Annotated in this window: 16 protein-coding genes; 6 read left to right on the top strand and 10 right to left on the bottom strand. The window is 67.0% G+C overall.

Annotated elements, in window-relative coordinates; translation table 11 throughout:
• Positions 1-78 precede the first annotated feature (78 nt).
• From lolD to ACSYHF_RS07895, 9 genes are all read right to left on the bottom strand, one after another.
• Positions 79-792 (bottom strand): lipoprotein-releasing ABC transporter ATP-binding protein LolD, encoded by a 714-nt coding sequence (gene lolD / locus ACSYHF_RS07935; protein ID WP_032954095.1) that lies wholly within the window; start codon positions 790-792, stop codon positions 79-81.
• On the bottom strand, positions 785-2,026 hold the full coding sequence (locus ACSYHF_RS07930) for a lipoprotein-releasing ABC transporter permease subunit (protein WP_053500548.1): 1,242 nt from the start codon (positions 2,024-2,026) through the stop codon (positions 785-787). The genes lolD and ACSYHF_RS07930 overlap by 8 nt, the downstream gene beginning before the upstream one ends.
• 23 nt (positions 2,027-2,049) lie before the next feature.
• The gene (locus tag ACSYHF_RS07925) at positions 2,050-2,499 is read right to left on the bottom strand and encodes a hypothetical protein (RefSeq protein WP_095377449.1); all 450 of its coding nucleotides are present in this window, start codon (positions 2,497-2,499) and stop codon (positions 2,050-2,052) included.
• Entirely contained in the window at positions 2,450-2,698 is a 249-nt protein-coding gene (locus ACSYHF_RS07920; RefSeq protein ID WP_005416134.1) for an FAD assembly factor SdhE, read from the bottom strand. Before ACSYHF_RS07920 ends, ACSYHF_RS07925 begins: the two co-directional genes overlap by 50 nt.
• Positions 2,699-2,796: 98 nt before the next feature.
• On the bottom strand, positions 2,797-3,582 hold the full coding sequence (locus ACSYHF_RS07915; RefSeq protein ID WP_005409079.1) for a succinate dehydrogenase iron-sulfur subunit: 786 nt from the start codon (positions 3,580-3,582) through the stop codon (positions 2,797-2,799).
• A 66-nt stretch (positions 3,583-3,648) separates the two neighbouring features.
• Positions 3,649-5,439, bottom strand: coding sequence for a succinate dehydrogenase flavoprotein subunit (sdhA, locus tag ACSYHF_RS07910; protein WP_014036803.1), 1,791 nt, complete (start codon positions 5,437-5,439; stop codon positions 3,649-3,651).
• 31 nt (positions 5,440-5,470) lie between these two features.
• Positions 5,471-5,857 (bottom strand): succinate dehydrogenase, hydrophobic membrane anchor protein, encoded by a 387-nt coding sequence (sdhD, locus tag ACSYHF_RS07905; protein ID WP_005409077.1) that lies wholly within the window; start codon positions 5,855-5,857, stop codon positions 5,471-5,473.
• Positions 5,854-6,246, bottom strand: coding sequence for a succinate dehydrogenase, cytochrome b556 subunit (sdhC, locus tag ACSYHF_RS07900; RefSeq protein ID WP_005416132.1), 393 nt, complete (start codon positions 6,244-6,246; stop codon positions 5,854-5,856). Before sdhC ends, sdhD begins: the two co-directional genes overlap by 4 nt.
• 56 nt (positions 6,247-6,302) lie before the next feature.
• Positions 6,303-6,473, bottom strand: coding sequence for a DUF1674 domain-containing protein (locus ACSYHF_RS07895; protein ID WP_005409075.1), 171 nt, complete (start codon positions 6,471-6,473; stop codon positions 6,303-6,305).
• 39 nt (positions 6,474-6,512) lie between these two features.
• Here ACSYHF_RS07895 and ygfZ point away from each other — a divergent pair, with 39 nt between their 5' ends.
• Positions 6,513-7,388 carry a CAF17-like 4Fe-4S cluster assembly/insertion protein YgfZ gene (gene ygfZ, locus ACSYHF_RS07890; RefSeq protein ID WP_111129113.1) on the top strand — a complete coding sequence of 292 codons (876 nt, stop codon included), beginning with the start codon at positions 6,513-6,515 and terminating at the stop codon, positions 7,386-7,388.
• Between the two features lie 113 nt (positions 7,389-7,501).
• Here the strand turns inward: ygfZ and ACSYHF_RS07885 are convergent, their stop codons facing one another.
• Positions 7,502-8,584, bottom strand: coding sequence for an ABC transporter ATP-binding protein (locus ACSYHF_RS07885; protein ID WP_338168030.1), 1,083 nt, complete (start codon positions 8,582-8,584; stop codon positions 7,502-7,504).
• 352 nt (positions 8,585-8,936) lie between these two features.
• On the opposite strand from ACSYHF_RS07885, the gene zwf reads away from it, so the two are divergent.
• The 5 genes from zwf to eda all read left to right on the top strand — a co-directional run bounded on the left by zwf (position 8,937) and on the right by eda (position 15,014).
• Positions 8,937-10,373, top strand: coding sequence for a glucose-6-phosphate dehydrogenase (gene zwf / locus ACSYHF_RS07880; protein WP_005416129.1), 1,437 nt, complete (start codon positions 8,937-8,939; stop codon positions 10,371-10,373).
• Complete coding sequence (glk, locus tag ACSYHF_RS07875; protein WP_005416128.1) at positions 10,370-11,377, top strand: glucokinase; 1,008 nt, start codon at positions 10,370-10,372, stop codon at positions 11,375-11,377. Before zwf ends, glk begins: the two co-directional genes overlap by 4 nt.
• Complete coding sequence (gene pgl, locus ACSYHF_RS07870) at positions 11,374-12,096, top strand: 6-phosphogluconolactonase (protein ID WP_005416127.1); 723 nt, start codon at positions 11,374-11,376, stop codon at positions 12,094-12,096. Before glk ends, pgl begins: the two co-directional genes overlap by 4 nt.
• A 58-nt stretch (positions 12,097-12,154) precedes the next feature.
• The gene (gene edd / locus ACSYHF_RS07865; RefSeq protein ID WP_005416126.1) at positions 12,155-14,071 is read left to right on the top strand and encodes a phosphogluconate dehydratase; all 1,917 of its coding nucleotides are present in this window, start codon (positions 12,155-12,157) and stop codon (positions 14,069-14,071) included.
• A 283-nt stretch (positions 14,072-14,354) separates the two neighbouring features.
• Positions 14,355-15,014 (top strand): bifunctional 4-hydroxy-2-oxoglutarate aldolase/2-dehydro-3-deoxy-phosphogluconate aldolase, encoded by a 660-nt coding sequence (gene eda / locus ACSYHF_RS07860; RefSeq protein ID WP_188239086.1) that lies wholly within the window; start codon positions 14,355-14,357, stop codon positions 15,012-15,014.
• Positions 15,015-15,124 lie beyond the last annotated feature (110 nt).

The following is a 15,124-nucleotide window of genomic DNA, read 5'->3' as shown; positions in this document are numbered from 1 at the left end:
GAGACGCCAACCTTGGTTGGCGCTTGCCCTGCAGGAGCAGCCGACCAAGGCCGGCCTCTACCAAAGCGGTCCCAGCACTCAGACGTCGGCGTGGGCCAGCGCGTGCAGGCGCCCTTCGCGCAGCTCCAGCACCCGGTCCAGGCGCCGCGCCAGGCTGCGGTCGTGGGTCACCAGCACCAGGCTGGTATGGCGCGCGCGGTTGAGTTCCAGCATCAGCTCGAACACGGTGCCGGCGGTGCGGTCATCCAGGTTGCCGGTCGGCTCGTCGCCGAGCACGCAGGCCGGATGGTTGACCAGCGCACGCGCCACTGCGGCACGTTGGCGTTCGCCGCCGGACAGCTCGCCCGGCTTGTGGTCCAGGCGATGGCCGAGGCCGACCGCTTCCAGCAGCGTGGTCGCCCGGCTGCTCGCCTCGGCCACGGCGGTGCCGGCCAGCAGCACCGGCATCATCACGTTTTCCAGCGCGGTGAATTCCGGCAGCAGGTGATGAAACTGGTAGACGAAGCCCAGCGCCTGGTTGCGCAGCAGACCGCGCGCGGTATCCGACAGCGCCGACATGCGCTGGCCGGTCACATACACTTCGCCGGCAGTCGGAATGTCCAGGCCGCCCAGCAGGTGCAGCAGCGTGCTCTTGCCGGCACCGGAGGCACCGATGATCGCCACCGTCTCGCCAGCAGTCACGGTCAGGTCCAGCCCATCGAACACCGGCGTCTGCATGCGCCCTTCGGCATAGGTCTTGCCCAGCGCTTCGGCGCGGATCACTTCATCGCCGCGGTTGACGACCTTATTCATAACGCAGGGCCTCCGCCGGCTGGGTGCGTGCTGCCCGCCAGGCGGGATACAGGGTGGCCAGGAAGCTCATCAGCAGCGCGACCACTGTGATCGCCACCACGTCGCCGGTCTGCATGTCGGTCGGCAGGCCGGTGATGTAGTACACATCCTCCGGCAGCAGCTTGACGTTGAACACGCTCTCGATGGCGCCGAGGATGCGTTCCAGGTTGAGGGTCAGGGTGATGCCACCGATCAGGCCGGCCAGCGTGCCGAAGATGCCGATCAACGAGCCCTGCACCATGAACACCTGCATCACCCCGCCCGGGGTCAGGCCCAGGGTGCGCAGGATGGCAATGTCGGCCTGCTTGTCGGTCACCAGCATCACCTGCGAGGACACCAGGTTGAAGGCCCCCATGGCGATGATCAGCGACAGCAGGATGCCCATCACCACCTTCTCCATGCGCAGCGAGTGGTAGAGATTGGCGTTCTGCTGCGTCCAGTCACTCACGCGATAGGCGCCACCGAGGCTCTGCGCCAGGTCCACGCCCACTTCCAGCGAACGGTCCATGTCGTGCAGCTTCAGCCGCACGCCGGTGGCGCCGTCGCTACGCAGCACGCGCTCAAGGTCCTGCATGTTGGCGAAGCCGACGCCGCGATCGACCTCGTTGTACCCGGCCTCGAAGATGCCGCTGACGGTGAAGCGCTTCATCCGTGGCACTGCACCGGCAGGCGTACCCTGCACTTCGGCAAAAGTCACCAGCACCTGGTCGCCAACGTCCACGCCCAGCCAGATCGCCAGCTCCTTGCCCAGCAGCAGGTTGAAGCTGCCCGGCTTGAGGCTGTCATAGCTGCCCTTGGTGACCTTCCTGTCGATCACCGAGACTTTCGGCTCCAGGGCCGGATCGATGCCCTGGATGATCGCACCCTGCACGCGCGGGCCGCTGATCATCGACTGGATCTCGATGTACGGCGCGGCACCCGCCACGCGCGGATCCTTGCGGGCGACATCGACCACGCGCATCCAGTCCGGCATCGGTTCACCGTCGCGGCTGATGGTGGTGTGTGCGGTCATCTGCAGCAGGCGACTGCGGATTTCCTTCTGGAAACCGCTCATCACCGCCAGAGTGGTGATCAGCACCGTAACGCCGAGCGCGATGCCCAGGATCGATGCCATCGAGATGAAGGAGATGAAGCCGTTGCGGCGCTTGGCGCGCAGGTAGCGCAGGCCAATGGCCACGGGAATGGGTTTGAACATGCAGGCACGCCGGTCAATTCAGCTTATGGTGCCATCGACCGGGGCTGACGGGAAACGCTGCGTGCGGCCACGGCCAGTCGCAGTTCACGTCGCTGCCCGGAATCGAGCACATCCGGCCAGAACAGCAGGCGCCGGCGGCGCCGATCCTCACGCCACAGCAACAACAGCCATGGGCCACGCACCACCAGCCTTGGCGTATCGACGTCCCGCCCGGCCACCTGCAGTGGCCCGGGAAGCGGAGGCAGAAGCACCTGCACGCGCGGCCGGCGCTGGCGCCAGGCCAGTTCGGCCAACCCGACGCCCCAGGCCAGCAGCAGCGCGGGCATCAGCAGCCGCGCAGGCAGATCGGAGGCACGCAGCAACCAGGGGGCGGCCAGCAGCACCACGACCTGGGCGGCGGCCTGCAGCCGCGAGGGGCGCCACTCAAGGCTTGAGGGCGAGGATCTTCTGCATGAGGGGGATCGCGTGCGCATGCGGGCAGGCCTCATAGCCCATGAACCAGCGCCACAACTTATCGTCCTCGCAGTCGAGCAGGAACAGGAAAACCTCGCGCTCTTCGGTCGGCGCAGTGCGCCATTCGTGGTCCAGGTAGCGGCCAAACAGCTGGTCCAGTTCTCGCATGCCGCGGCGGCAGCGCCAGCGCAGCTTCTTCAGCAGGACATCGTCTTCCATCGTGCTTCTCCAGATACAGCAAAGCCACGCATGGCGTGGCTCTACTGGGTGGTGCAGCCTCGCGTGGCGTGGCTCCACCGGGTACTGCCAGGCCTGTATCAGGCGCGGCGCTCCATCATCAGCTTCTTGATCTCGGCGATCGCCAGCGCCGGGTTCAGGCCCTTCGGGCAGGTCCGGGCACAGTTCATGATGGTGTGGCAGCGGTACAGCTTGAACGGATCTTCCAGATCGTCCAGGCGCGCGCCGGTGTCCTCATCGCGCGAGTCGATGATCCAGCGATAGGCCTGCAGCAGGATCGCCGGGCCCAGGTAACGCTCGCCGTTCCACCAGTAGCTCGGGCAGCTGGTCGAGCAGCAGGCGCACAGGATGCACTCATACAGGCCGTCGAGCTTCTTGCGGTCTTCCGGCGACTGCAGGCGCTCACGGTCCGGCGGTGCCGGGGTCTGGGTGCGGATCCACGGCTTGATCGAGGCGTACTGCGCGTAGAAGTGGGTCAGGTCCGGAACCAGATCTTTGACCACGTTCATGTGCGGCAACGGGTAGATCGGCACTTCCTTCTTGCCGCAGTCCGAGATGGCTCGGGTGCAGGCCAGGGTGTTGGTGCCGTCGATGTTCATCGCGCACGAACCACAGATGCCTTCGCGGCAGGAGCGGCGGAAGGTCAGGGTCGGGTCGATCTCGTTCTTGATCTTGATCAGGGCGTCCAGGACCATCGGGCCACAGGCGTCCAGATCGACTTCATAGGTATCGGTGCGCGGGTTGCTGTCGTCGTCCGGACTCCAGCGGTAGATCTTGAAGGTGCGCACATTCTTGCCGCCGTTCTTGACGGGGAAGTGCTTGCCCTTCGTGATCTTGGAATTCTTGGGGAGTGAAAACTCGGCCATGTCTGCTCTCGTTGGCTCAGGCGGCCCGCGCCCGTGGGCGCGGATTGCATGGTAGGCGGGGTCGGATCAGTACACGCGCGGCTTCGGCGGCACCACGGACACGTCGTCGGTCAACGTGTACATGTGCACCGGACGGTAGTCGAAGCTGCACTTGCCCTTCTCGTCGACGCTGACCAGGGTGTGCTTCTGCCAGTTGACGTCGTCGCGGTCCGGATAGTCCTCGTGCGCATGCGCACCACGGCTTTCCTTGCGCTGTTCAGCCGAGTTGATCGTCGCCACCGCGTTGAGCAGCAGGTTGTTCAGCTCGTAGGTCTCGATCAGGTCCGAGTTCCAGACCAGCGAACGGTCGGAGACCTTCACGTCCTGGAACGAGTCGAAGATCTTGTCCATCTTCTCGCAGCCTTCCTTCAGCGTCTGGCTGGTGCGGAAGACGGCCGCGTCGGCCTGCATGGTGCGCTGCATGCGGTCGCGGATGACCGAGGTCGGGGTATCGCCGTTGGCGTGGCGCAGCTTGTCCAGCAGGCCCAGCGCCTTGTCGCAGGCATCGGCCGGCAGCGGCTTGTGCGCGGCGCCCGGCTTGATGGTCTCGGCGCAGCGGTTGGCCACCGCACGGCCGAACACCACCAGGTCGAGCAGCGAGTTCGAGCCCAGGCGGTTGGCGCCGTGCACGGACACGCAGGCCGCTTCGCCGATGGCGTACAGCCCCGGCACCACGGCGTTGTCGTTGTCGCCGACCTTCTGCACCACTTCACCGTGGTAGTTGGTCGGGATGCCGCCCATGTTGTAGTGCACGGTCGGAATGACCGGGATCGGCTGCTTGTGCACGTCGACGCCGGCGAAGATGCGGGCGCTCTCGGCGATGCCCGGCAGCTTCTCGTCGATCACGCCCGGGCCGAGGTGGGTCAGGTCGAGCAGGATGTGATCCTTGTGCTCGCCGACGCCGCGGCCTTCGCGGATCTCGATGGTCATCGAACGGCTGACCACGTCGCGCGAGGCCAGGTCCTTGTAGTGCGGTGCATAGCGCTCCATGAAGCGCTCGCCGCTGCTGTTGCGCAGGATGCCGCCTTCACCGCGGACACCCTCGGTGATCAGGCAGCCGGCGCCGTAGATGCCGGTCGGGTGGAACTGCACGAACTCCATGTCCTGCATGGCGATGCCGGCACGCATGGCCAGGCCGCCACCGTCGCCGGTGCAGGTGTGCGCCGAGGTAGCGCTGAAGTAGGCACGGCCGTAGCCGCCGGTGGCCAGCACCACGCCCTGGGCGCGGAACAGGTGCAGCGTGCCATCGGACATGTCCAGGGCCAGCACGCCGCGGCAGGCGCCTTCGTCGTCGAAGATCAGGTCGAGCGCGAAGTACTCGATCATGAAGCGCGCATCGTGCTTCAGCGACTGCTGGTACAGGGTGTGAAGCATCGCGTGGCCGGTACGGTCGGCCGCCGCGCAGGTACGCTGCGCCGCCGGGCCTTCGCCGTACTTGGTGGTCATGCCACCAAACGGACGCTGGTAGATCTTGCCTTCGGCGGTGCGCGAGAACGGCACGCCGTAGTGTTCGAGTTCGATGATGGCCGGGATGGCCTCACGGCACATGTACTCGATGGCGTCCTGGTCACCCAGCCAGTCCGAACCCTTGATGGTGTCGAAGAAGTGGTAGCGCCAGTCGTCCTCGCCCATGTTGCCGAGTGCGGCCGAAATACCGCCCTGGGCGGCGACGGTGTGCGAACGGGTCGGGAAGACCTTGGTCAGGCACACGGTCTGCAGGCCCTTGGCGGCCAGGCCGAACGTGGCGCGCAGGCCGGCACCGCCGGCGCCGACCACGACCATGTCGTACTTGTGTTCGGTGATCTTGTAAGCGGACATCTAATCTGGATTCCTGTGTAGGTGCCTGGGCTCAGGCAACGCCGAGGGCGATGCGGCCCACCGCAAACACACTGACGATCATGCCGAGCACGGCGACGAACTTCACCGCGGTCTGCAGCACCAGGGCCAGCAGCGATTCGTGGATGTAGTCTTCCAGCACGACCTGCATGCCGAGCTGCGCGTGCCAGAACATGGCGATCAGCAGGCCGATCAGCGGCACTGCATTCCACGGCTTGGCCACGGCGGCGGCGGCGGTCGCGTAATCCGAGCCCAGCAGGCCCAGTACGAAGACCAGGAACCAGATGCCCAGCACCACCAGCGCGGCGGCGGTCAGGCGCTGGTGCACGAAGTGCTCGGTGCCGGTCTTGGCCGAGCCCAGGCCGCGCACGTTCTTCAGCGGGGTACGGAACTTGCTCACGCGGCACCTCCGAACATCACATAGGCCCACACCAGCAGGGTGATCACCAGGCTGCCGATGACCGACAGCCAGCTGCTGCGGATGAAGGCAGGGATGCTGAAGCCGATGGCGAAGTCCTGCACTACATGGCGGATGCCATTGCACAGGTGATAGGCGAACGACCATGTCCACGCGAACAGGAACACGCGGCCATACCAGGCCCCGGCATGGCCGGTGAAGCAGTTCCAGGACTCGGGCCCCATCATCAGGGCCAGCAGGCCGGCAGCGATGATGAGGGCACCAACAGACAGAAAGATGCCAGTGGCTCGATGCAGGATCGAGGTGGCCATCTGAATCTGCCAGCGATACACCTGAAGGTGCGGGGAAAGTGGGCGTTGTCTGGTCGCCATTCGCTGGGCTCGTTGTCTCGGCTGGGCGGCACGCGGCCGCGTTGGCTCAATGCTGATCAGAAATCGATGCAGCGTCCGTTTTTCTCCCAATCGCCATACCGCACCGGATCAAGTCCGCCGCGGCCGCCGAATTCCTCTGCTTTTTCCTGTTCCACGGGCACGGGTGCCGCGGGGACCAGCGGGGCTTCAGATTCGTCGTCGGGAGTGGGGGTTGTTTGGCCTATCATGTTCGGTCTCGCAACGCACAAATTTTAGACCTCGTTCACGTGCCTGACAACCTGCCCCCTGCTTTCGTCGGATATCCGCGCCTGCCCGGCCACCAGCTGCTGAGCCTGCAGGGCCCGGATGCGGCCGCCTTCGCCCACGCCCAATTCAGCAGCGATGTCACCGCCCTGCCCCTGCTGCACTGGCAGTGGAGCGCCTGGCTGAGTGCCAAGGGCCGCACCCTGGCAGTGTTCCAGCTGCTCCGGCTGGCCGACGATCACGTGATGCTGGTGCTGGCCGACGGCGATGCCGATGCGATTGCGTCGCAACTGCAGCGCTTCGTGTTCCGTCGCAAGGTGAAGGTACAGGTGCGCAGCGATCTGGCCGTGGCCGGTGCGTTCACTGCACCCGAGGCTGCCAGCGGCGCCGCGATCGCGCTCGCTGCAGGTGACGGCTGGGAGCTGGACCTGGGCAGCGACGCCCTGCCGCGCACCCTGCGCATCGGGGCGGCGGCTGCCGTTGCATCCGGCAGCGAAACCGATGAGGCCACCTTCGCCCTCGCCTGGCGCCAGGCCGACCTGCGCTACGGATTGCCGCGCCTGGACGAAAGCCAGCGCGAAGTGTGGACCCCGCAGCAGCTGGGCCTGGACCGCCTGAATGGCTACAGCGTGAAGAAAGGCTGCTACCCGGGCCAGGAAATCGTCGCCCGCACCCACTTCCTCGGCAAGGCCAAGCGCGCGGTGCAGCTGCTGCATACTGCGGCACCGGCACAGGCCGGCGATGGCGTGCTGCAGGACGGCGCGACGCTGGGCACGATCGCCAGCGTAGCCGGTGACCTGGCGCTGGCGGTGCTGCCGCTGGAGGCTGGCGACGCCGAGCTGCAGGTGGGTGATGCCATTGCGCAGCGCGTGCCGCTGCTGGATGGCCTGGCCCGCTGAATCTGACGCGCCCTCATCCACGCACGGCGTGGATCTACTGACCGACCCGGTGGGGGCGGACCGTTGGTCCGCACTGCAACGAAGTAGCCGAGCATGGGCTCGGCTCTACAGAATCAGAGCCGCTCGCCGCTCTCTGCGTTGAAGAAATGCAGGCCCTGCGGGTGAATCGCCAGGCGTATCTGCTCGCCCACTGCTGGCAGCGACTGTGGTGCCACGCGCATGGTCAGCGCGTGCTGGCCACTGCTCATGTTGACGAAGATCTCGTTGCCGACCGGTTCGATGCCTTCGATGCGCGCGGTGAATGCATGCGCATCATCGGCAGCCGCCGGCTGCAGGTGCTCCGGGCGCACGCCCACCGCGATCGGCTTCTGCAGCCATGCCGGATCGATCGTCGCCTGGCCCAGGGGGGCACGCCATTCGCCGTCGACCACGCTCACGCCGCCGGCATCGCCCTGCAGCGTGCCGCGCAGCACGTTCATCGCCGGGCTGCCGAGGAAACCGGCCACGAACAGGTTGGCCGGGCGGTCGTAGAGCGCCATCGGCGTATCGATCTGCTGGATGATGCCGTCCTTCAGCACCACGATGCGCTGGCCCAGGGTCATCGCTTCAACCTGGTCGTGCGTCACGTAGATCATGGTGGTGCCCAGCTTGCGGTGCAGCTGCGCGATCTCGGTGCGCACGCTGTGGCGCAGCTTGGCGTCGAGGTTGGACAGCGGCTCGTCGAGCAGGAACACCGCCGGCTCGCGCACCAGCGCCCGGCCCAGTGCCACGCGCTGACGCTGGCCACCGGACATCGCCTTGGGCAGCTTGTCCATCATCTCGGTCAGGCCCAGCGTCTGCGCGGCTTCGGCGATGCGCTTGTCGATGGTTGCCTTGTCATGCCCGCGCAGCTTCAGGCCGAAGGCCAGGTTCTCGGCCACGGTCATGTGCGGATACAACGCGTAGCTCTGGAACACCATGGCGATATCGCGATCCTTTGGCGCCACGTCGTTGACCACGCGATCACCAATGGTCAGCGTGCCACCGCTGATCTCTTCCAGGCCCGCCACCATCCGCAACAGGGTCGACTTGCCACAGCCGGACGGACCGACCAGCACCATCAGCTCGCCATCGGCGACCTCGAAGGTGGCGTCCTTCACCGCGACCTGGCCGTTGTCATAGACCTTGCGCACACCCTGCAACTGCACTTTTGCCATATCACCTATCCGGTCCGCCCGAAGCCGGGCTGTCTTTTGGGACTGCCTCGGCCCTCCCGATGGCAGTGATGATTGCGCGCTTGCCGCATGACGGCGAGCACTGCAATCGAATACAGTTGCCCATTCTGCCATGTAAACGTTTTCACGTGGCACTATCCGATGATCGGTGCGCACCGATCTGCGTCGGCGGTTAAACGAAGGTTCCGCCGAGGTAGTGGTTTCGAATGGAACGGTCTTCCGCAACCCCGGAGATCGCCCCTGACGAACCTCGGACAGGCAGTTGCGCGGATGTCCCCCGAACCCAGCCATGAAGCGATTGACAACGATGTCACCCGGATCTGAAACTCGAGCGATGCACGACACCCTCTTCCTGTTCGGTGCCACAGGTGATCTGGCCCAGCGCTACCTGTTCCCTTCGCTGCTTCGCCTGCTTGGCGACGGCCTGCTGCCGGAGGACTTCCGCATCCGCGCACTGGCCCTGTCCGGGCATGACACCGAAGCCTTCCATGACATCCTGCGGCCGCGCCTGCAGCAGGCCATGCCGATGGCCACGCAGGACGACATCGCTGCCCTGCTGCGCCGCATCGACTACCGTTCGGTGGACCTGCGCGACGTCGACTCGGTTGCCGCTGCGGTCTCCGACCTGGTGCACCGCAAGTGCGTCAGCTACCTCGCCATTCCGCCGGGCCTGTACATTTCCACCTGCGAAGGCCTGGCCAAGGGCGGCGCCCTCGCCGCGCCGGCACGCCTGATGCTGGAGAAGCCGATCGGCAGCGACAGCGAGAGCGCCGAGGAAATCATCAGCACCATCGGCCAGTGGATCGACGAGGACCGCGTGTTCCGCCTCGACCACTACCTGGGCAAGGCGGCAGTGCAGAACCTGATCGCGCTGCGCTTCGGCAATACGCTGCTGGAAGCGGTGTGGAACCGCAACTACATCGAATCGGTGCACATACTGGTGGCCGAGAGCGAAGGCGTGGACGGCCGTGACGCCTACTACGCCCGCTCCGGCGCGCTGCGCGACATGGTGCAGAGCCACATCCTGCAGCTGCTGTGCATGGTGGCGATGGAGCCGCCGGCGTCGCTGGAAGCCGACCGCATCCGCGACGAGAAGGTCAAGGTGCTGCGCGCCCTTCGCCCGCTCGACGCGAAGCACGCCGCGCGTGACAGCATCCGCGGCCGCTACACCGCCGGCACCATCAACGGCCAGCCGGCGCAGGCTTACCAGCCGCCGGAAGGCAGCGACGTGGAAACCTTCGCCGGTGTCACCGCGCATATCGACAACTGGCGCTGGAGCGGCGTGCCGTTCCATCTGGTCACCGGCAAGCGCCTGCCCGAGCGCACCACCCGCGTGGTGGTCACGCTGAAGCCGGTCACCCATTGGCTGTTCGAGCGCCCGCAGCGCGCGCAGGCCGCACCGAACCGCCTGGTGTTCCAGCTGCAGCCGCAGGAAAACATCGAACTGGGCCTGATGAGCAGCCTGGCCGGCCCGGAATGGGGCGCACTGGAACTGCATCCGCTGGAACTGGAACTGTCAGTGCCAACCGGCCTGCATCGCCGCATCGCGTACGAGCGCCTGTTCCTGGATGCCTTCAATGGCAATCACACGCTGTTCGTGCGCGACGACGAAGTGCGTGCAGCGTGGGCCTGGATCGACAGCGTCGCCGACGCGTGGAAGGACGCCAAGCTGCCGCTGGAGCCCTACCCCGCCGGCCAATGGGGCCCGAGCAATGCCGGCGAGTTCCTGCCGCAGGGCGTGGACGCACCGGACAGCGGAGCGTCGGCATGAGCGCCAGCTCGCAGCCGGTGCTGGTGGCCGACATCGGCGGCACCAACGCCCGCTTCGCCCTGGCCGATACCTCGCAGGACGCGCCGCTGCGGAAGGACAGCATCCGCGAATACGCGGTGGCGGAGTTCCCTTCGCTGGGTGATGCCGCGCGCCACCACCTGGAACAGATCGGCGCCAGCGCAAGCCGCGGCGTGTTCGCAGTGGCCGGTCGCGTTGATGGCGATGAAGCGCGCATCACCAACCATCCGTGGGTGATCTCGCGCAACCGCACCGCAGCGATGCTCGGTTTCGACGAACTGCACCTGATCAACGACTTTGCCGCACAGGCGATGGCGATCTCACTGCTGCAGCCCGAGGACGTGGTCCAGGTCGGCGGTGCCGCCTGGGTTCCGGGCAAGCCGGGCCAGCCGCGCAACTACGCAGTGATCGGGCCGGGTACCGGCCTCGGCGTGGGCGGCCTGATCATGCGCCACGGCCGCTGCTATCCGCTGGAAACCGAAGGCGGCCATGTCAGTTTCCCGCCGGGAACTCCGGAAGAGATCCGCATCCTCGAGATCCTGTCCGAACAGTTCGGCCGCGTCTCCAACGAGCGCCTGATCTGTGGCCCCGGCCTGGTCAACATCCACCGCGCCGTGTGCGAGATGGCCGGTATCGACCCGGGCCAGCTGCAGCCGGTGGACGTGACCGCCCGTGCCCTGCACGGTGATCCGCAGGCAATGCGCACCGTGGACGTGTTCTGCGCCGTGTTCGGCGCCATCGCCGGTGACCTGGTGCTCACCCAGGGCGCCTGGGATGGCGTGTTCCTGACCGGAGGCCTGACCCCGAAGATGCTCGATTCGCTGCAGCACTCCGGTTTCCGCCAGCGCTTCGAACACAAGGGCCGCTTCTCCTCGATCATGGCGCGCGTGCCCTCGTTGGCGGTGATGCATCCCCACGCCGGACTGCTGGGCGCCGCCGCCTATGCCACCGACGCCGAACGTGACGCACCAGGAGTTGCCGCATGAACCCCAGCTTCCACGACAACCGCATCGAGTTCATCCAGCACAGCGACGCCGACGGCTGGATCGAAGCGGTGGCCGCTGAGATGGCACGCACCCTCAACCACGACATCAATGAAGTGGGCCGCGCCCGCATCCTGTTGTCCGGCGGCACCACGCCGGCCCCGGTCTACCAGGCACTGGCCGAGCTGGACGTGCACTGGGACCGGGTTGAAGTGAGCCTGGCCGACGAGCGCTGGCTGTCGCCGCAGGATCGCGACAGCAACGCCTGGCTGGTGCGCGAGCACCTGCTCAAGCGCACCGAGGGCGCCCACTTCGATCCGCTGGTACGGATCGGCAAGCCACTGCCCGAATGCGTGTACACCGCCAACCTGCAGGCGCAGCACAGCCAGCCGCCGAGCCTGGTAGCGCTGGGCATGGGCAACGACGGGCACACCGCCTCGCTGTTCCCTGGCTCGAAAGACCTCGCACGCGCACTGGAAAGTACCCTGCCCTATGCCGCGCTGGATGCCACCGGCTGCCCAGGCGCGAACCAGTGGCCGCTGCGCATCACGCTGACCCCGCACGGCCTGCGCCAGTGCCGCCAGCGCCTGCTGCTGCTGCGTGGCAAGCAGAAGCTGCAGGTACTGCGCCAGGCGCTGGACAGCAACGACGCCCAGCAGTACCCGATCCTCAATGCGATCAACCTGGAAGGCGCGCGCCTGCGCGTCCACTGGGCTGATTGATGTCGGCGGCGGCGCCGTGCCGCCGCTTGCCTCTCGCCACCATGAACGCCGGTAGCCAATGAGCCTCCATCCTCAACTGCAAGCCATCACTGAGCGCGTCATCCGCCGCAGCGCCGCCTCGCGCGCCGCCTATCTGGCCGCGATCGATGCCTCCCTGCGTGAGGGCCCGTTCCGCAGCCGCCTGAGTTGCGGCAACCTCGCCCACGGGTTCGCCGCCTGCGGCGGCACCGACAAGAGCCGCCTGCGCGGCGGCGTGACGCCGAACCTGGGCATCATCACCGCCTACAACGACATGCTGTCGGCCCACCAGCCGTTCGAGACCTATCCCGAACAGATCCGCGACATCGCCCGCGAGCTGGGCGCCACCGCACAGGTCGCCGGCGGCGTCCCTGCGATGTGCGACGGTGTCACCCAGGGCCGTGGTGGCATGGAGCTGTCGCTGTTCTCGCGCGATGTCATTGCCCAGGCCACGGCCATCGGCCTCAGCCATGACATGTTCGATACCACCGTCTACCTCGGCGTGTGCGACAAGATCGTGCCGGGCCTGCTGATCGGTGCGCTGGCCTTCGGCCATCTGCCGGCGGTGTTCGTACCGGCCGGCCCGATGACCCCGGGCATCCCGAACAAGCAGAAGGCCGAAGTGCGCGAGCGCTACGCCGCCGGTGAGGCCACCCGCGAGGAGCTGCTGGAAGCCGAGTCCGCGTCGTACCACGGTGCGGGCACCTGCACCTTCTACGGCACGGCCAACTCCAACCAGGTGCTGCTGGAAGCCATGGGCGTGCAGTTGCCGGGCGCATCGTTCGTCAATCCGGGCACGCCGCTGCGCGACGCCCTGACCCGCGAGGCAACCGAACGCGCGCTGGACATCACCGCACTGGGCGACGACTTCCGCCCGCTGGGCCGGATCATCGACGAGCGCGCGATCATCAACGCGGTCATCGCGCTGATGGCCACTGGCGGTTCGACCAACCACACCATCCACTGGATCGCGGTGGCGCGTGCGGCCGGCATCGTGCTGACCTGGGACGACTTCGACGAACTGTCGCAGCTGATTCCGCTGCTGGCCCGTGTCTACCCGAACGGCGAGGCCGACGTGAACCGTTTCGCGGCCGCTGGCGGCCCGGCCTTCGTGTTCGGCGAGCTGATCAAGGCGGGCCTGATGCACGGCGATCTGGTCAGCGTCGCGCGTGGCGGCATGTCCGACTATGCGCGCGAGCCGCAACTGCGTGACGGCCGGCTGGTCTACCTGCCGGGCCTGGAACACAGCGCCGATGACGAAGTGGTTCGTGGCGTCGACAATCCGTTCGAGCACCAGGGTGGCCTGCGCCTGCTGCGTGGCAACCTCGGCAAGTCGCTGATCAAGCTGTCGGCGGTGAAACCGCAGTACCGGACGATCGAAGCACCTGCGGTGGTGGTCGATGCACCGCAGGTATTGAACAAGCTGCACGCCGGTGGCCTGCTGCCGCAGGACTTCGTGGCGGTGGTGCGCTACCAGGGCCCGCGTGCCAACGGCATGCCCGAACTGCATTCGCTGGCACCGCTGCTGGGCCTGCTGCAGAACCAGGGCCGGCGCGTGGCGCTGGTCACCGACGGCCGCCTGTCCGGTGCGTCGGGCAAGATCCCGGCGGCCATCCATGTGACGCCGGAAGCGGCGCGTGGTGGCCCGCTGGCCAAGGTCCGCGAGGGCGACATGATCCGCCTCGACGGCGAGGCCGGCACGCTGGAAGTGCTGGTGGACGCGGCGGAATGGGCAGCACGTCCGCTGGCGCCGAACACCGCGCCGGCCGCGCATGACCTGGGCCGCAACCTGTTCGCGATCAACCGTCGCGTGGTGGGCCCGGCCGACCAGGGCGCGATTTCGATTTCGTGCGGGCCGGCGGCGGCCGATGGCGGGCCGTGGGAGTACGACGCGGAGTATGAGCTGGGGCACGATGCCGCAGCGGCGGCGGCGCCGCATGAGGCGAAAGACGCCTGACGCGAAAAGCCGCGGCAGGCTTTCCGGCTTGGGCAGTAGAGCGCCCTGGCCGGGACACGCCGTAAACCCCCTACGGGGCCGGCCCAACCGCTGGCGGTTGGGCGTTCGGGCGCTTGCAAAGCGGTGCTTCGCAAGCAAAGCGCCCTCACCCATGGGGGCTCGATCGCGGCATTCATGCCGCTCACAGTCCCGGCCAGGGCGCTCTACTGCCCTTGGACAATTCCCGGCGCGTCATTTGCGCTGCGGCCACTGAATCAAGAAGAGCAAAGGCAAGGGCAAAAGCATGGGTATCGAACAACATCAGGTGAAGGCGGCGGAGCTGTTGCATGCGGCGGGCATCCTGCCGGTGGTGACGATTCATACGCTGGACCAGGCGCGAGCGGTCAGTGCGGCGCTGCTGGAAGGTGGTCTGCCGGCGATCGAGCTGACGCTGCGCACGCCGGTGGCGATGGAAGCGCTGGCAATGCTCAAGCGCGAGCTGCCGGGCGTGGTGGTGGGTGCCGGTACGGTGCTGACCGTGGAGCAGATGCAGCAGTCGATCGATGCGGGTGCTGACTTCCTGGTGACCCCGGGAACGCCGCCGGCGCTGGCTGATGCACTTGCCGCTGCGCCGCTGCCGGTGGTGCCGGGTGCGGCGACGCCGACCGAGCTGCTGTCGCTCTACGCCCGCGGTTTCCGCGTGTGCAAGCTGTTCCCGGCCACAGCCGTGGGCGGGCTGGCGATGATCAAGGGACTGGCCGGCCCGGTTGCCGACCTCAAGCTGTGCCCGACCGGCGGCATCACCGAGAACACCGCCGCCGAGTACCTCGAGCAGAAGAACGTGGTCTGCATCGGTGGTTCGTGGATGGTGCCGGGCAACTGGATTGCCGACGGCGAATGGGACAAGGTGCGCGCCAGCGCCGCCGACGCCGCGAAGATCATCAAGCGCGTGCGCGGCCACTGACATGAAGATCGGGGTCAGAGCCCTTTCCCGCCGGGAAAGGGATCCGACCCCAGGTTGCGAGCGCGCACAGCGCGCGACCCGCTCCTGCTCTTCAATCTTCATTCCGCGGT

This window comes from Stenotrophomonas maltophilia group sp. P373, from assembly GCF_053295075.1.
This window is presented reverse-complemented; position numbering and strand designations above follow the sequence as displayed.